This window comes from Flavobacterium sp. LC2016-23, assembly GCF_009674775.1.
GTDB lineage: Bacteria > Bacteroidota > Bacteroidia > Flavobacteriales > Flavobacteriaceae > Flavobacterium.
The window spans coordinates 25579-43757 of the sequence record NZ_WKKE01000008.1 but is presented as its reverse complement, the minus strand read 5'-3'; the positions used below and the strand labels follow the sequence as shown (position 1 = coordinate 43757).

Sequence of the window (18179 nt, the reverse complement as noted above, 5' to 3'; positions counted from 1 at the left end):
CTCTTAGCAGACTTTAAAGCTGTTTTACCAAATAAAAAAATCCTCTTTTCATTTCGAAAAAAGGATTTAATAAGTAAGTAGTAAAGGGAATTTTATAATGCTTCGACTAAAATCCAGGCATCCGGATTTTCTCCTTTTTGAATTTCTTTCTGCGCTTTTTCAGCTTCAGCCATTGTTGGGTAACTTCCGTATAAAACAGGGAATAAACCGTGTTTGTTTTCACCCAGCATTCGTGCATTATAACCATCTTTGATCAGTTGATTATAAGCTTTTCTGGCATTTTGTTCACTTCTGAATGCACCTGCCATAATGTGGTAAGGCATTGTTTTTACTTCTGCAGTTTCCGTTTTAACTGAATCTACAGAAAGGGTTACAGCAGGAAGTGGATTTTGAATAAAAAAAGTGGCTTCCTGAATTTTGTTCTGTACTTTTTTCTGAACAGCACCTTCCACAACAAGTGTCTGGCTGGCTATTTGGTTTTGGTATAAAGGATATCCGATACTTCCGGTGATGCCTAAACCTAAAACAAAAATAGCAGCATATCTTAAATACGGTCTTGAAGATCGTACTTGTTCTTCAGCTTCGTGTAAAGTTATGGTTTCTCTTTCCTGAATTTCTTCCAGTTTTTTCTCGAATATTTCTCTCTTAACCAAAGGAGAAACAAACGGACCTAATCCGAAAGAGGTTGAAAGGTAGTTCGTGTGATCGTTTGGAGTAAAAACCATGTTGTTGTCTGCGTTTAGACGAATATCACCGATGTTTTTAAAACTCAAAACACCATACTCTTCTAATACTTTTTTCCAATTCATGACCTCGTGCGCAATGGCACTTACAGCAAAACCATAAGAGGTGTTTTCTGACTGTGCAATATGATTGGCCAACAAACCGTCGTTGTTTTTTAACAGACTGTTGAACGCGATAGTTTTCTTTGGGGGAAAAAACGAATTGGTGCTTTCATTAAGCCTGGCCGAGTGAATTTCGGTTAAAAATGCTCCAAACCCTGGAACCGTTACGCATTGGTAACGATATAATAATTGCGAGATGTAAGTTTCGATTTTCATGGTAACAAAGTTAGGTAATGCATATAGTTATCAAAATTTTATTCACAATTTTTATTAACAATCCGCTTAATTTTATAGACAATTAATTTTCAAATAGTTAAATGCGTGTAGTTGTTATGAAATAGTATATTTAGAGGATTAAGCTCTTTTTTTATTAAGAAATTACTTTATTTTAATGATATTTGTGCTTTCGAATCGGATTTTTATCCCGCTCTATTTTACATAATATTTTTAAACAATGTCAGATCAGGAATTATTTTACCTTTTAGCCTTACTTAAAGTCGATGGAATTGGAGATGTAATGGCTAAAAAACTATTGATACACTTTGGAAATGCGGAGACGATTTTCAAAACCAAAATAAATCAGATTGCTGCTGTTGACGGAGTAGGTTCAGCATTATTGAGGAACATGAAAGATAAATCAGTCTTTGAAAAAGCGAATAAAGAACTGGAATTCATAAAGATGAGTTCTGTAAATGTTTCTTTTTTCCAGGATGCTGATTATCCGGATCGGCTAAAACATTGTTTTGATGCACCGGTTTTGATTTTTTCTGCCGGAAATATTAATTTAAAGAACAGGAAAATAATCAGCATTGTCGGCACGCGCCAGATTACTTCGTACGGAACAGAATTTTGCAGGTCCTTTATTGAAGATTTGGCACCATTGGATCCCATAATTGTGAGTGGTTTTGCTTACGGTGTTGATATTGTCGCACATCAGCTGGCTATGGAAAATAACCTGCAGACCATTGGAGTCTTAGCGCACGGCTTAAATCAGATTTATCCTAAAACACATAAAAAATATATTGCCAGAATGGAAGAAAATGGCGGTTTTATTACGGAGTTTTGGAGTTCTTCTAATCCGGACAGGGAAAATTTTGTGCGCAGAAATCGTATTGTTGCCGGAATTTCTGAAGCGACAATCGTTATTGAATCTGCTGACAGAGGAGGCTCGCTAATTACAGCAAACATAGCGAATGATTATAATCGGGATGTTTTTGCCGTTCCGGGACGAAGTTCAGATGTCTACAGTATAGGTTGTAATAACCTGATTAAAAGTCAAAAAGCACACATGCTGACCAGTGCTGCCGATTTGGTTTATATGCTCAACTGGGATATTCAAAGCACAGGAAAATCAGTTCAGAAACAGTTATTTGTAGAACTGGAAGCTGAAGAACAAAAAATTTACGATTTTCTCCTAAAAAACGGTAGGGAATTACTCGATACTATTGCACTCAGTTGTGATTTTCCAATTTATAAAATTTCAGGAATCTTAATAAACATGGAGTTGAAAGGAGTAGTGCGGCCATTGCCCGGGAAGCTGTTTGAAGCAATCTGATAAACATGTTGAGCATCCTATACAGGTTTTTTTACAACCTGTTAGGTTTAGAACACGCTTTTATAAGTATTTTATGAATTTTTGTTAAAAAGAAGTTTTAGAGATCCTTTCGATATTGATCATTATAGCTCCAAAAAGCCTCCTCTGCACACTACCATCCAGAATTCATAAAGCAGCATATGATATATCAGTTATCCAGTCATCAATTTGAGCTATTTGTTGCTCATCAAGTAAGTTATTTCTTTGCAGCATTCCTTCAGGATAAAGCGCCCACATTCTTCCTAAATGGCAAATTCCCCAAACAGAACTTATTATTCTTTTGTCTACAAAGTCTTTTTCTATTTCCGGTACAAGTACTTGCAAAGCCTTCATTATCAAATGATAATTTTCTTAGTGCAATTGGCCATGAAACGGGCGCAAATGACCTAGAAAACCCTTTTGCCAACGATCATTTTTAATATCTTCGTGGTGACCGCTTTGGTACATTAATTCTTCTATTGCTTCTTCGATTGTCATGATTTAAAATTATTTACCCATTTCTTTTCTACTATTATAAACGTCCTTCATATATTTTTCAATGTATGGTTTAACATCCTGTAATGTTGCTATGCCGGGAAATTCAATTACCTGTTTACCAAAATACCCGCCGAAACGACTGATTAGCTTTTTATTTCGATATTGTAAATCTAAGGTGTTAGTTATAAAGACACTATCTTCAATTTCTAATGCAAATTGCAGGAGTTTTTGGGGACAATAAAAGGCATCGGCTATAAGTTCTTCTCTTGTTTTAGAATTTTTTCTTACTTGGCAGGTTAAGTCATAAGCAGAGAATTTTTTGATTTCATTCTCCGGTATATTTAAAAAGGGATGATCTACTTGTAATGGTTTATTTAATAGGGAGTTACTATCTTTTTCAAACCAAATTCCTTTTGCTATAACCTCAACAAACTGATCGTGAAATGAGAACAAATAATGATTAAAATCTGTAAGCATGTCATCTACATTTCCTCCAAATTCATATGAATATCCGTAATTTTCCTTTTCGTAATTATATCGTTCTGCTAGCCATTTTGAATTTTCTATCTGGAAAACCCAGTAACGCTGTTCATCGCGTGACCAATCATATTCATAAGGAATCATTTCTCCACGGCATATTTTTATAGCGTCCATATTGTAGAACTTTATTCTGCCAAATTGATCATCATCGGTTTGAAAATAAATTCCGGTTGAATCATTACCGTAATATATATCCGGACTTAATACACTATCTCGGGTAATATGCGTTTTAAATCCTTTTACTAACTCCATATTGCTTATAATAAATTAAGACAAAGATACAGTATTATGAAAGAAAAAAGCTATAAATATTTTTATAGCTTTTTAGTTATTGCTTAGATTTTAGTTTTTTTATTTCCCAAATCCCAGTTTTTCACGAACTTTCTGTAAAACAGGATTGGCTACACTGGCTGCTTTTTCGGCTCCTTTTTTCAATAAGGCGTCTACTTCATCCAGGTTGTTGATGTAGTAATTGTATTTTTCTCTTTCCGTTTTGAATTTTTCTGTGATCAGTTCAAACAAAGCTTGTTTGGCGTGACCATAACCGTAATTTCCGCCTAAATAATTGGCTCGCATTTCGGCAATCTGATCTGCTGTTGCCAATAAAGAATAAATTGCAAAGGCATTGCAGGTATCCGGATTTTTAGGTTCTTCAAGAGGGGTGCTGTCTGTTTCAATACTCATCACCTGCTTGCGAAGCGTTTTGTCATCCAGAAAAATATTGATGATATTGTTGGCAGATTTACTCATTTTTCCACCGTTTGTTCCGGGAATCAGCATACTGTCTTCCTGAATTTTAGCTTCAGGAATTACAAATGTTTCTCCCATCTGGTGGTTGAAGCGGGAAGCAACGTCACGCGTAATTTCCAAATGCTGCAACTGGTCTTTTCCAACCGGTACAAATTCAGCATCATACAACAAAATATCAGCAGCCATTAACATCGGGTAAGTGAAAAGTCCGGCATTAACATCGTCCAGACGATCTGCCTTATCTTTGAAAGAATGCGCTAAAGTCAAACGCTGAAATGGAAAAAAACAGCTTAGGTACCAAGTTAATTCTGCTGTTTGAGTGACATCAGACTGTCTGTAAAAAGTGACTTTCTCCGGATTTAAACCACAGGCAAGCCACGCAGCAGCTGTACTGTTGGTGTTTTCTCTTAATGTCTGGCCATCTTTTATTTGTGTAATGGAATGTAAATCAGCGATAAACAAAAAGGATTCGTTTGCCGGATTGTTTGATAATTCGATTGCAGGAATAATTGCTCCCAATAAGTTGCCTAAGTGTGGCGTTCCAGTACTCTGAACACCAGTAAGTATTTTTGCCATTCTAGTTTTTTTCGTATTCTTTAACCGCAAAGTTCGCAAAGTTTTTCGCAAAGTTCGCAAGGTTTATTTTTTTCTTTGTAAATATTATAAAGTTTTTAAAAATTGCTTAGAAATTAGCGACTGGTTTATAAGAAAAATGAATATTCTGAAAATCTAATGGTCTAAAATTCTAAATTCATTTCTGTTTTCTTACTTTTGAAACCATGAAAGGAATAAAAATTGTTTTTTGGATTATTTGGCGTATTTGGTTTTATATTTTAATGGCCATTCCGATATTGATAATGCTGCCATTTTTGCTGATATCAATTATAACCGAAAGTGGTTATCCCTATTTTTTTAAAATGGCCCGCATTTGGGCAAAATTCATTCTTTTCGGAATGGGATTTTATTATAAAATTAAGCGGGAACAAAAACTCGAAAAGCATAAAAGTTATATGATTGTAGCCAACCATACTTCAATGACAGACATTATGCTGATGCTTGCAGTAATCAAAAATCCGTTTGTTTTTGTTGGCAAAAAGGAGCTTTCAAAGATTCCGTTGTTTGGTTTTTTCTATAAAAGAACCTGTATTCTCGTAGACCGAAATTCCTCCAGAAGTAAAAATGAAGTGTTCAAAAGAGCACAAAATCGTCTGAATCAGGGGTTAAGTATTTGTATTTTTCCGGAAGGAGGAGTTCCGGATGATGAAACAATTTTGTTAGATGAATTTAAGGACGGTGCTTTCAGGCTTGCCATTGACCATCAGATTCCGATTGTTCCCATTGTTTTTGCGGATAATAAAGAACGCTTTTCGTATACTTTTTTGAGCGGAAGCCCCGGAAAAATGAGAGGCAAAATACTACCTTTTGTAGAGACAAAAGGACTTACAAGCGAAAGCAGAAAAGATCTCAGGGATCAGGTCAGACAATTGATTTATAAAGGATTACTTGAATTTAAAAAGAAAGATAAGATTTAGGACATGCCATAAATATTAAACCCGGCACGGAGTATGAATCGTGCCGGGTTTTCTTTTGAATTTAAAACCCCTTTTATATTCAAAATCTAACGATGAATTATTTTAACTGCTATAAAGCGTAGTAGTTTTTTCTGGTTATTTGACGATTTTTAAGCCACAACAATTCTATTTTTTTGTTTCGTAATAAAACTATTTACGATTGATATTTTAGATTTTTGATCGTTGTAATGTCAACATCACATTTATATAGAGAGCATAAACCAAAAAAGGTTGCGTCAATCTTAAAAGTTTTTTTAAATTTTAAGCAATAAAAAAACCCGACAGATTTTAAAACCTGTCGGGCTGGTAACATAAAACCTGTAACAAACAGATTTATACTATTTTTTAAGCGTTAGCTAATTCTTTGATGTACGCTTTAATTTTAACTTCTAATTCATCAGCTAATTCCGGATTATCTTTAATTAAAGCTTTTACGGCATCACGGCCCTGTCCTAATTTGGTATCTCCGTAGCTGAACCAGGATCCTGCTTTCTTAACAATTTCAAATTCAACAGCTAAATCTAAAATTTCGCCTGTTTTAGAAACTCCTTCTCCGTACATGATGTCGAATTCGGCTGTTTTAAAAGGCGGAGCAACTTTATTTTTAACGACTTTTACTTTAGTTCTGTTTCCAATTACGTTTTCCCCGTCTTTAATTTGAGAAGAACGACGGATATCTAAACGTACAGAAGCGTAGAATTTTAAAGCGTTACCACCGGTTGTTGTTTCAGGATTTCCGAACATCACACCGATTTTCTCTCTCAACTGGTTGATGAAGAAAACGGTACAATTTGTTTTACTGATCGTTCCGGTCAGTTTTCTTAAAGCCTGGGACATTAAACGTGCGTGAAGACCCATTTTAGAATCTCCCATTTCACCTTCAATTTCACTTTTTGGCGTTAAGGCTGCTACCGAGTCAATAACCACAATATCAATTGCTCCTGAACGGATTAAGTTTTCGGCAATTTCCAAAGCCTGCTCACCGTTATCGGGTTGAGAAATGATCAGGTTTTCGATGTCTACGCCTAATTTTTCAGCATAATTTCTGTCAAAGGCATGTTCAGCATCTATAAAAGCAGCAATTCCGCCTGCTTTTTGAGCTTCGGCAATTGCATGTAATGTCAGGGTAGTTTTACCAGAGGATTCAGGTCCGTAGATTTCAATGATTCTTCCTCTTGGGTAACCATTTACTCCAAGCGCTAAATCAACACCAAGAGAACCTGAAGAAATTGTTTCAACTTCTACGATGGCTTTATCTCCCATTTTCATTACGGTTCCTTTTCCGTACGTCTTATCTAGTTTGTCAAGCGTAAGTTGTAACGCTTTTAATTTGGCCTCTTTCTCTGAACTCATCTCTTTTTTTTCTTTTTCTTTCATCTAAAATTTTTTCTTTTTCTCTTCTAAATATAAATCGGAAAACAAATAACTTCCTGATTTAGATTTGTATGGGCATGTAATGGTGTAAAATTACTTCTTTTTTTTGAAGTTTGATTCTCTCAAATTGTTCCAAATTGTCACAATTTTGCTATAGAAACAAAGCCTTTAATTCTGTGGCTTCAGAAGGTTTTATTTTTCCGGCAAGCAATAAGCTCAGTTGTTTACGACGTAAAGCGGCATCAAAACGTTGTTTTTCCAGTTCCGTTTCCGGTTCGATTGCGGGAACTTCAACAGGTCTTCCGGTATCATCCACGGCAACAAAGGTATAAATAGCCTCGTTGGCTTTGGTTCTGTTTCCGGATTCACGGTCTTCTACCCAGACATCTATAAAAACTTCCATAGAACTTTTGAAAGATCGTGATACTTTTGCTTCAACGGTGACAACACTTCCCAAAGAAATGGCTCTGTTGAAAGCTACGTGATTCACAGAAGCCGTCACTACAATTCTGCGCGAATGTCTTCTGGCCGCGATACTTGCTGCGCGATCCATTCTTGCTAATAATTCACCACCAAAAAGATTATTCAATGGATTTGTTTCGCTCGGTAAAACTAAATCTGTTAAAATAGTAAGGGACTCTGCAGGATGTTTTGGATTCATTTTCTTAATATAAAATTTATTTTTTGCTATTCGCTAGAGCGAACTTTTTCCCCGCCACAGATTTGCTTCGCCAATTCGCTATCGCTCGGGTCAAAGATTCGAATAGATTTTTTAATCATTTTCATGTGTGAAATCTGTGGCGTATTATTTTAATTCAGCCAGTAAACCGCCATTACGGCCGGGATAAAATAGATAACAATGGTTCTCGCTCCATCATAATCTTTAGCCAATCGCTGACCGAAAAGCATCATTAACAAAGAAATACATGAGAAAATTGCGCCGTAAAAGCCAAATTCACGACCGCTGTCGGTAAGCAGTTGTATAGCACCAACAACACATAATATTCCCGAAATTAATTCTAAAATTAAAAGATGCAGAAGTGCAAGCGGAACCTGATTTTTTAATGCTGTTTTGGCAAAATGTTCTTTCAGCCAGGAAACATTGTCTTTCCAGTAAAATATTTTCTCATAGCCGGATTGTAAAAAAGTCAGGGCCAAAAAAAGCAACAGTAAAATTGAAGCAACATTATTCATTACTAATTATTTTTTATGAATTAAACGTGTGAGTTTTATGGATAAATCGGTCAAAATTATTTTCGCATTTCCGTTTCTTTCAATATGATACATGGCATCGGATAGTTCCTTAAAAATGTCGTGTATGTTATTTCCGTTTACAAACGGCGCAAAATTTTCGAGTTTGAATTTATCTACTTTGGGTTCAATGTAAACGAGATCCGGTGCCTGGTAATTTAATAAAAGTGCCTGTCGGAACATTTCAATACAAAACTGAATAAATTTTTTCTGGCTTTCGCGGCCAAGTGAGGCAATTTCTTCGCTCCAGGAAATTAAATCCTGAATGGCAGCGGCATTGCCTTTGGCGCGAAATGCAGCACGGACCCAATTGACAAACCATTGTTCAAAAGGATATTCGGAATCATCTTCTTTTAATAAAGAAAGTGCTTTGTTAAAATTTCCCTGCGCCTGATGTGCAATCTTTAAAGCGGCGTTCTGATCAATATTCTCCTGGGCTACCAAAGCTCCTGCAATTACTTTTTCAGGTAAGCCATTAAAATGAATCACCTGGCAGCGCGAACGTATGGTCTGAATGATATCTTCTTCATTTTCAGAGATCAGAATAAAAATGGTTTTGTCTGAAGGTTCTTCTAAAAGTTTTAATAATTTATTGGATGCGGCAATGTTCATTTTATCGGCCATCCAGATAATCATAATTTTGTAACCGCCTTCGTATGATTTTAACGAAAGTGATTTTAAAACTTCCTGCGCGTCTTCGACCCTGATTTCTCCTTGTTTGTTTTGAACGCCCAGTACTTTATACCAGTCAAATAAACCTCCGTAAGGCATTTCCTGAATAAATGTTCTCCAGTCCTGAATAAAATCGAGACTTTTCGGTTTTGTTTTAACATCTTCGGTGGTTACCGTAGGATAGATAAAATGAAGATCAGGATGTGAAATGTTTTGGAATTTGATATTACAGGAATCATTTCCGTTTGAGTTTTCATCGCCAGTATTGTTACACAAAATATATTGCGCGTAGGCTATAGCGGTCGATAATGTACCACTTCCTTCGGGTCCGACAAATAACTGCGCGTGCGGAATCCTTCCGGAAGATGCACTTTTTATCAAGTGACTTTTGATGTAATCCTGACCTAAAATTTGAGAAAATTGCATGGAGCAAAGATAGAAGAAAATGATATAGTCAAAAATTTTCGGAATAAAGATTAATTATGACCTTATTTTTTATTTCAAAAAACTAAATTTTTCACAAAATGTTTATTTTTTTTCTGTCATGTTTAGTTAATACTGAGTACCTTTTGGTGAGATATTAAGACTTTTTTGTTAATAGTTTTTACAAAATTATTGAAAACATGTCTTTTTTTTGTCTACAATAATGCGTAAAGATCTTGTTAAATTAGTCCGTTTCTTACAAGAAAAAATTTTAACAAAATTAACAAAAAACTCGGCAAAAGGCATATTTTCTCGATATACGACCTTTTTTTACGACAATGTGAAGCTCTATTTTTCAAAAAAAAAAACATTAAAGTTGCGATTTAACATAATTTATATATTTTTGTTTTCATCAACAACCAATTTTTAAAATAGAATTTATGAAAGGGAAAATTATTTTTTTTAGTTTATTTTTTATCTTGACAACTGCAGCAGCTTCTGCACAGGCTAAAAACGCTCCAAGAAGTATTATTAGTACAACAGCACTTATTCGTAAATACCACGATCAAAAAGAATTGAGCGGTATGCAGAAAGGTGAACTTTTGGAATTGTACATTGAGCGTATTAAAGTATTAGTTAAAACTCTCCCTTACATCGCTTTGGTGACTAAACCAGGCGTTACTATGGCAGATTTAGGTATTCCGGACGACAGTGAGCACAAAAAAGTGTTAGATGCTCAGGCAGTTGGAACATCTGCATTTTTGGATACTACAGTAGAATTCCAAAGAAAAATGATGCCATATTCCGATAAAGGAAACTTGATCGCAGCTATTTTATTTTACGAAAGCACATTGAAATCATTACACGAGTTCAACGAATTGAACGAAATGTAATTTTAAAACAAATATTTTAAAACCTTTTCTGAACTCTTTACGTAAGTGTATTTGATTCTAGAAAAGACTAAAAATAACAACTCGTTCTCGAAGGTTCTGAAATACTATCAGAAAATTCGGGATGAGTTTTTATAATATTACGCATACGCATCCCAAATTTATTATTAACCTAATAACACCTTATCATGAAAAAAATTACTCAAATCATCTGCATCCTTTTGACAGTAACCAGTATGAGTGCTCAACAAGAGAAAGGAATTATGGGCTACAACAATTGGTTAAATAACTGGACCGAATTTAAGCCTAATAAAGTAGACTATGGAGAAGCCAATCAAATATTAGCAGGGAATATTTCTGTTAATACTAAATTGATGAAAAGGAATATCTATGTTTTGCAAGGAAACGTTTATGTTACAAACAATGCCGTTTTAACAATTGAGCCTGGAACACTAATCATTGGTGATTTCGAAACTAAAGGAACATTGGTAGTTACAAAAGGTGCACAAATTGTTGCAGACGGTTTAGAGACTGACCCGATTGTATTCACTTCAAACCGCAGCCAGAAAAAAGCTGGAGACTGGGGAGGAATTGTAATTCTTGGTGATGCTCCAATCAATAAATTTGGAAACGTTGGTTCTTACAACCTTGATCTTGATCCTACACTAACTACTTATGGTGGTGATAATGTTGCCGGTAACTCAGGAATCCTAAGATTCGTGAGAATTGAATTTGCTGGTAAAAAAGTAAAAGGAATGGATTCTTTCAACGGATTAACTGTTGCTGGTGTTGGAAACAAAACAATATTAGAAAACGTAATGGTTAGCTATTCCGGAGGTGACTCATTTGCTTTCTTTGGCGGAGATTTAAATGCTACTAAATTAGTATCTTATAAATCTATCAATGATGACTTTAAATTTACTCAGGGAGTTCAATGCCGTTTATACAACTCGTTGGCTGTAAGATCTTCTTACTTGTCAAGTAACAAAGACGGATCTCGTTGTCTGGAAGTAAAAACATACGAAAAGAAAAACGAAACAGACTTTACTAAAAAAACTACTTTAGTTGTTGCTTCAAATATTACAATGCTTAACGATAGCGAAAACATTAAAGCTGATATTCAGTCAGGTTTGGTAAAAGAAGCTATTTACGTTGCAGAAACTGCTTCACTTGAAATGAAACGAAGCGTTATCTCTGGTTTCAATCCTGCTGTATTATTGGACAGCAAAACAGAAATCAATGATGCCAACCTTAAAAAAATCAAATTTGAGGAAATGTATTTTAACCTATGTAACGGAAACATCTTTACAGAGTACAATTCTAACAATGAAGATTTAGAGAGCTGGTATGGAAATAGCGTTTTCTTTAACGTTTATTCTCAAAGTGATAACAAAGAAACATTCATTGATATTTTCAATCCTAAAAAACCAGATTTCAGATTACAATTAGGAAAAATTACAGCTTCTAGCGGAAACAGATAGATAGATTTAGATTTTTATTTCAGAGCGTAAATTTTATTAACAAAGTCCCCAGACACAATTTATGTATTCGTCTTAAACCGGACAAATAAAGATCAAAACAGAATGACACCAACGATAAAAAAATATTTTATTTGTATAATATTTTTGGCTTCGCCGGTAACATTAAGTCTATATGCACAAAGTACAATAGAAAAGCCTGTTTTTTCTGTTACAACTTCTTGTAAATCGACTTCCTGTGCCCCTAACCAAAAGAATGATATAGCTGATGACCGTATCAGCAAATTAGATAATTCTAATCAGTTTATAGCAGGGCTATCCATCCCCAAGGATAGCCTTACTATGGCAACTGATCTGACTTGTGAGAACACTTCTAAATGTGAGGAATCTGCAATTACAGCTTCTTATTCAGTTCTTGCAAAAGATATAATTGAGAACTATAAATACGATTTTTCAGAGACATTTATTGATATTTTGTTTTTTGAAAATATAGACTTAGCCCGAAAACGTACTATATGATTCAAAAAACTACTTTAACTTTTACCAAATTTATTCTTTTATTTGGCATTTTTTTATTTGCTGGATCTAGTTTGTACGCCCAAAAGGTAACACCTGAAATTCTTGCTTTTGACAGAATTTGTGCAGGTATTACCAGTCAGACGTACAAGGCGACATTTACCTATAGCAGCTTCCCCGCAGGTACTACATTTGTGGTTGAACTTTCAGATAAAACAGGAAGTTTTTCGACACCAACTCCTGTTACAGGAACAGCTGTAGATGATGCACCGGATAAACAGACCATCACTTTTTCGATTCCCCCAAACATTGTGGGATCGGATACCTATGCGTTAAGAGTTAAAAGTTCAGGTGGATATGTAAGTCCTACATTTTTCTCTTCAACAGCAAAAAAGTTATTTCCTATTTATTATAAGATCCACGATAAGCAATACACCATTAATAATTTTAATGGTTCTGCTACTTTTTGTGCAGGAGGTAGTTACGTATTGTCTATAGATCCTGATTCTACAAATCCGGAGAATGATTCGCCCTTAAAATATCCTTCATTATCTTATAATTGGTATAAGGATAATGGTGCTACAGTACCACCAACGCTTATGGCGGGCAATTCGGGTCCTAATTATACAGCTACTGCAGCAGGTACTTATTATGTAGAAACGAATTACGGCAGCTGTACTTCTCTTTCTTATTCAAATAGAGTTGTGCTGACTTCTTCCGGTGCAGGTTCTTCTGTTACGGTAACTTCGAGTTTAGGCAATCCTTTTTGTGCTGATGGAGTTGGTACTGTATTGACTGCTACGGCTGGAAATAGTTATGTTTGGAAAAAGGATAATGTCGTTATCCCTGGTGCGACAACCCGCAGTATTAATGCAAACGAATCCGGAGTTTATACTGTTGCTGTAGACTTTGGCGGGTGTATAGCTACAGGAAGTATAGATTTACAAAGTACCAGTTTTACGGCTAGTATTGACGTTGCAGATCAATATGAACTTAAAGAAGGCGAAACCTTGAGTGTTTCGATTACAACAGATGCGACCAACCCGACATACGAATGGTATTTAAATAACAATCTTATTCAGGGTGCGACATCAGCAACTTACCTGGTAGCAGTAAGAGGAAGCTACAGAGCAAAAGTTTCTGTGTCTTCGGGTTGTACCTCTACCAAAGAGTTTTCATTTAGAATTACTTCTGTGCTGGATGCTGTTACGACAGTAATTCCAAACATAGTAAGTCTCAGAAATCCGTATTGGAATATCCCGGATATTTACAAAACGGCAAGTACAAAAGTTATCATATTAAGTTCAAACGGAGAAGTGATGTTTGACGATGTTGGAAGTAATTACGATCCTGAACTTAATACGTTTATAAAAGATTTTAAAAATGTTAATCCGGTATATTACTATGTCATTCAATCTGACACAGGTGAAAAAAAAGGATCAATCACTGTGATAAAATAATATGAAGAAAATTTTACTATTCATAACTTTATTTTACGGTTTTTCAAATGTACTCTATTCGCAGGAAGCTCCTGAGGATGGAGTTGTTTCGTTTTCGTTACCTATCAGAAATTCATTAAAGTTTAATAGATATTTAATCAATCCAACATTTAGTTTCGTACGCGAACAAAATGCTTACATAAGTTTTTATAATAAAAGACAATGGACTCAGTTTGAAAATGCACCAAACAGCTATTTATTTGGTTATTCTGGGCGTTTCAGAGAAAATGAAGCTTTTGCCTTTGGACTATTTCAACAGAACTACGGTTTAATGACTGTGTTTGGAGGAGTAGCCAATTTTGCTCACAATATCGTTTTACAGGAAGACAGTAATTTGACTTTTGGTCTGAACGTAGGTGCCTATAAAAGCAGTCTGGATAAAGGTAAAATCATATCTGATGATACAAGTTTAATTGTAGATTATCCCGGAAGCACTTTACTTACCGTGAATCCCGGTATTAACTATGGTACTGCTTTCCTTGATTTCGGATTGTCTGTAAATAATTTAATCCTTTATAATTTCGGTTCGGGAGTTGTAAAAGAAGATCCTGAAAGAGCGATCGAATTGCATGCAATGTACACTGGATACATAGATTCTTACGGTTTTTTCGACAGAAGTAAATTCTCCGGAATCGTTAAAACAGAAATCAAACAAGACAAAACCGTTATTTCGGGCTTGGCTATGGTGGCTATTCCAAAAGGAGTTTGGGCACAGGCAGGATACAATACCTTATACGGAGTTTCAGCGGGTCTTGGTGTTAATATCTCACCAAGTATTGCTATCGAATACAACTATGAAAGAGGAATGGGTAATTTCTCCAATTTAGGAGGTTCTCACGAATTCGCAATTGCTTATAAATTCAAGAATAGAAATTACTATTATGGAGATGACGAAGAAGGTTCTCTTATGGATCCTGCTAAAGCAAAACCGGTAATAGCAAAAAAAACTACAGCTGCTGCTCCGGTTACGAGAGTCAGTGGAGCTGAAAAAGCAAAGTTAGCTGCTGATGCTAAGGCAAAAGCCGATGCAGAAGCACAACAGGCAAGACTTGCAGCTGCTGAAAAAGTGAAGGCTGATGCCGAAGCTGCAGCGAGAGCAAGATTAGCGGCAGATACAAAAGCGAAAGCCGATGCGGAAGCTTTAAAAATAAGACTGGCTGCAGATGCAAAAGCGAAAGCGGATGCTCAGGCTGCCGCGAGAGCCAAAGTGGCCGAAAACAAAACGACAGCCAAACCTGCAACAACTCAAAAAACACCGGCGCAATTAGCTGCAGATAAAGCCAAAGCGGATGCCGAAGCTGCTGCAAAAGCAAGACTGGCTGCTGCCAAAGCAAAAGCGGATGCAGAAGGTACAGCAAAACCAAAAACAGCAACAACCGCTGAACCACAAAAAACACCGGCGCAATTAGCTGCAGATAAAGCCAAAGCGGATGCCGAAGCTGCAGCAAGAGCAAGACTGGCTGCTGCCAAAGCAAAAGCGGATGCAGAAGGTACAGCAAAACCAAAAACAGCAACAACTGCTGAACCACAAAAAACACCGGCACAATTAGCTGCAGATAAAGCCAAAGCGGATGCAGAAGCCCTAAGAATAAAACTGGCAGCCGACGCTAAAGTGAAAGCCGATGCTGCAGAAGCGAAACGTAAAGCCGATGCAAAAGCGAAAGCAGAAGAAGCAGATTTACAATCGATTTTAGCTGCAGATGCCAAAGCCAAAGCCGATTCAGATGCGCTTCAGGCGAGAATTGCTGCTGAAGCAAAAGCAAAAGCTGCAGCTGCTACAAAAACAAAAACAAGTATTGATGCCGCAAATAAAGCAAAACTTGCTGCAGATGCGAAAGCGAAAGCTGCAGAAGATGCAGCCCTAAAAGAAAAACTGGCAGCAGATGCAAAAATTAAAGCAGACGCAGAAGCAAGACAAGCAAGGCTTGCAGCAGATGCCAAAGCCAAAGCGGATGCGGAAGCACTGAAAATAAAACTAGCCGCTGATGCTAAGGCAAAAGCCGACGCGGAAGCGTTACAAGCAAAACTAGCAGCTGATGCCAAAGCAAAAGCTGATGCAGAAGCCGTACAAGCTAAGTTAGCGGCGGATGCCAAAGCGAAAGCTGACGCCGAAGCGTTACAAGCAAAACTAGCTGCTGATGCTAAAGCAAAAGCTGATGCGGAAGCGTTACAAGCGAAATTAGCGGCGGATGCCAAAGCAAAAGCTGATGCAGAAGCAATACAAGCGAAGTTAGCAGCGGATGCCAAAGCGAAAGCAGATGCGGAAGCTTTACAAGCAAAACTAGCTGCTGATGCCAAAGCAAAAGCAGATGCGGAAGCTTTACAAGCAAAACTAGCTGCTGATGCCAAAGCGAAAGCTGACGCAGAGGTGTTACAAGCGAAGTTAGCAGCGGATGCCAAAGCGAAAGCAGATGCAGAAGCGTTACAAGCGAAGTTAGCAGCTGATGCCAAAGCGAAAGCAGATATGGAAGCGCTACAAGCAAAATTACTTGCGGATGCAAAAGTAAAAGCGGATGCAGAAGCCACTGCAAGAAGACAAGCTGAAGCGGAAGCTCAAAAATTACAGGCAGCGGAGGAAGAGCGTCAGGCAAAATTAGCGGCAGATGCCAAAGCGAAAGCTGACGCAGAGGCGTTACAAGCGAAGTTAGCAGCGGATGCCAAAGCGAAAGCAGATGCAGAAGCGTTACAAGCTAAGTTAGCCGCCGATGCCAAAGCGAAAGCTGACGAAGAAGCATTACAAGCTAAGTTAGCAGCGGATGCGAAAGCAAAAGCAGACGCAGAAGCTTTACAAGCAAAACTAGCAGCCGATGCCAAAGCGAAAGCCGATGCAGAAGCATTACAAGCGAAGTTAGCAGCGGATGCCAAAGCGAAAGCAGATGCGGAAGCTTTACAAGCAAAACTAGCAGCCGATGCTAAAGCAAAAGCTGACGCAGAAGCGTTACAAGCAAAATTAGCTGCTGATGCCAAAGCGAAAGCAGATGCAGAAGCGTTACAAGCGAAATTAGCGGCGGATGCCAAAGCGAAAGCTGACGCAGAAGCATTACAAGCAAAATTAGCAGCTGATGCCAAAGCGAAAGCCGATGCGGAAGCATTACAAGCAAAATTAGCAGCTGATGCCAAAGCGAAAGCCGATGCGGAAGCGTTACAAGCAAAATTATCAGCTGATGCCAAAGCAAAAGCCGACGCAGAAGCGTTGCAAGCGAAGTTAGCAGCTGATGCCAAAGCCAAAGCAGATATGGAAGCAGAGCAGGCTAAATTACTGGCTGATGCGAAAGCCAAAGCAGATGCAGAAGCGAATGAAAGATTAAAAGCGGAACAGGAAACAGAACAATTACGATTAGCAGAAGAAGCACGTGAAGCAAAATTATTAGCCGATGCCAAAGCAAAAGCTGATGCAGACGCTCTTGCAAAAACCGCTTCGTTAGCTAAAGATGATACAGCAAAAGCAATCGATAATTTAGCACAATCATTAGATGCATCAGCTAAAGCTCAAAATGATTTGTTGGCACAGTTTAAAGCAACAGTGGCAAACAAACAAAAAGACCTGGATGATTTAAAAGAAGAGAATGACTTAAGTGATAAAGGTATTTACAAAGAACCAAAACCGTTCAAGAGTGTAGCTGCTGAAAACAGTCAGATAGAAGCTTTAAAATTGCAGATGGCTGAGGCAAATAAAATTCAAAAAGATGAGATTGCGAAGCTGACAAATTTATATAACGAAAGACTTAAAAAAGTACCAAATAAAAATGATGCTTTAAACAAGGCTTATCTGGAAAAAATAAATCAGTTGAAAGCGGCCCAGCTTAAAATGGAAGAAGACGGTGCAGCTTTACTTGCCAATTTAGAACGTATTAAAGCAGAAACTGAAATAGAGAAGAAACGTAGAATCAAGCAGGCGGCATACGAAAATGATCAGGGAAGATATGCACAGGATATAGCTGCTCTTAAACGTATTAAGGAAACTACCAAACCGAGCAGCACGCCTTTAACAGCAAGTGATTTTGATTTTGGTGAAGACCAGTCAAATATGCAGATTATCAAGAATATTAAAAATTCTGAAAGTGGGTACTATATGATTGTTGCTGTACACAGCAGTGTTGAAAAGAGAGATGAATTCTTAACCAAAGCAGTTGCTGCGGGTGTTACGAATATTAATTTCTTCTATAATGTAACAACAAGTAAGTATTACATCTATTACGATAAGTTTGATGGATTATCTGAGGCTCAGGAAGCATTAGGAGCTAAAGGTAAAAAGCCATACAACGGAAAAATGGCTATCGTAAAAGTGGAAAATTAATA

General features: G+C 37.0%; 16 protein-coding genes. 7 read left to right on the top strand and 9 right to left on the bottom strand.

Annotated features, from left to right (window positions below; translation table 11 throughout):
* Positions 1–92 precede the first annotated feature (92 nt).
* Positions 93–1061, bottom strand: a complete 969-nt coding sequence (locus GJU43_RS08235; RefSeq protein ID WP_154340295.1) for an SPOR domain-containing protein — start codon at positions 1059–1061, stop codon at positions 93–95.
* 238 nt (positions 1062–1299) lie between these two features.
* On the opposite strand from GJU43_RS08235, the gene dprA reads away from it, so the two are divergent.
* Entirely contained in the window at positions 1300–2400 is a 1101-nt protein-coding gene (gene dprA, locus GJU43_RS08230; protein WP_154340294.1) for a DNA-processing protein DprA, read from the top strand.
* 165 nt (positions 2401–2565) lie between these two features.
* On the opposite strand, the gene GJU43_RS08225 is transcribed toward dprA, so the two are convergent.
* From GJU43_RS08225 to trpS, 4 genes are all read right to left on the bottom strand, one after another.
* Positions 2566–2763 carry a hypothetical protein gene (locus tag GJU43_RS08225; RefSeq protein ID WP_154340293.1) on the bottom strand — a complete coding sequence of 66 codons (198 nt, stop codon included), beginning with the start codon at positions 2761–2763 and terminating at the stop codon, positions 2566–2568.
* Between the two features lie 27 nt (positions 2764–2790).
* A complete protein-coding gene (locus GJU43_RS23170) occupies positions 2791–2916 on the bottom strand; it encodes a hypothetical protein (protein ID WP_255473788.1) in 126 nt (41 codons plus the stop codon).
* A 9-nt stretch (positions 2917–2925) separates the two neighbouring features.
* Positions 2926–3708, bottom strand: coding sequence for a hypothetical protein (locus tag GJU43_RS08220; protein WP_154340292.1), 783 nt, complete (start codon positions 3706–3708; stop codon positions 2926–2928).
* Between the two features lie 99 nt (positions 3709–3807).
* Entirely contained in the window at positions 3808–4782 is a 975-nt protein-coding gene (gene trpS / locus GJU43_RS08215; RefSeq protein WP_154340291.1) for a tryptophan--tRNA ligase, read from the bottom strand.
* 203 nt (positions 4783–4985) lie between these two features.
* On the opposite strand from trpS, the gene GJU43_RS08210 reads away from it, so the two are divergent.
* Positions 4986–5738 (top strand): 1-acyl-sn-glycerol-3-phosphate acyltransferase, encoded by a 753-nt coding sequence (locus tag GJU43_RS08210; protein WP_154340290.1) that lies wholly within the window; start codon positions 4986–4988, stop codon positions 5736–5738.
* 384 nt (positions 5739–6122) lie between these two features.
* Here the strand turns inward: GJU43_RS08210 and recA are convergent, their stop codons facing one another.
* The 4 genes from recA to GJU43_RS08190 all read right to left on the bottom strand — a co-directional run bounded on the left by recA (position 6123) and on the right by GJU43_RS08190 (position 9500).
* Positions 6123–7130 (bottom strand): recombinase RecA, encoded by a 1008-nt coding sequence (gene recA, locus GJU43_RS08205; protein ID WP_154340433.1) that lies wholly within the window; start codon positions 7128–7130, stop codon positions 6123–6125.
* A gap of 172 nt (positions 7131–7302) precedes the next feature.
* Positions 7303–7812 (bottom strand): acyl-CoA thioesterase, encoded by a 510-nt coding sequence (locus tag GJU43_RS08200; protein ID WP_127338285.1) that lies wholly within the window; start codon positions 7810–7812, stop codon positions 7303–7305.
* 149 nt (positions 7813–7961) lie between these two features.
* A complete protein-coding gene (locus tag GJU43_RS08195; RefSeq protein WP_154340289.1) occupies positions 7962–8345 on the bottom strand; it encodes a DoxX family protein in 384 nt (127 codons plus the stop codon).
* 6 nt (positions 8346–8351) lie between these two features.
* Positions 8352–9500 carry a DNA polymerase III subunit delta' gene (locus GJU43_RS08190; protein WP_154340288.1) on the bottom strand — a complete coding sequence of 383 codons (1149 nt, stop codon included), beginning with the start codon at positions 9498–9500 and terminating at the stop codon, positions 8352–8354.
* A 437-nt stretch (positions 9501–9937) separates the two neighbouring features.
* Here GJU43_RS08190 and GJU43_RS08185 point away from each other — a divergent pair, with 437 nt between their 5' ends.
* From GJU43_RS08185 to GJU43_RS08165, 5 genes are all read left to right on the top strand, one after another.
* Positions 9938–10390: a hypothetical protein gene (locus tag GJU43_RS08185; RefSeq protein ID WP_154340287.1), complete on the top strand. Its 453-nt coding sequence runs from the start codon at positions 9938–9940 to the stop codon at positions 10388–10390.
* A 185-nt stretch (positions 10391–10575) separates the two neighbouring features.
* The gene (locus GJU43_RS08180) at positions 10576–11868 is read left to right on the top strand and encodes a hypothetical protein (protein WP_154340286.1); all 1293 of its coding nucleotides are present in this window, start codon (positions 10576–10578) and stop codon (positions 11866–11868) included.
* Positions 11869–11970: 102 nt separating this feature from the next.
* Entirely contained in the window at positions 11971–12384 is a 414-nt protein-coding gene (locus tag GJU43_RS08175) for a hypothetical protein (RefSeq protein WP_154340285.1), read from the top strand.
* Positions 12381–13841, top strand: coding sequence for a gliding motility protein SprC (sprC, locus tag GJU43_RS08170; RefSeq protein ID WP_154340284.1), 1461 nt, complete (start codon positions 12381–12383; stop codon positions 13839–13841). The genes GJU43_RS08175 and sprC overlap by 4 nt, the downstream gene beginning before the upstream one ends.
* A gap of 1 nt (position 13842) precedes the next feature.
* On the top strand, positions 13843–18177 hold the full coding sequence (locus GJU43_RS08165; protein ID WP_154340283.1) for a type IX secretion system membrane protein PorP/SprF: 4335 nt from the start codon (positions 13843–13845) through the stop codon (positions 18175–18177).
* The last annotated feature ends 2 nt before the right edge of the window (positions 18178–18179 follow it).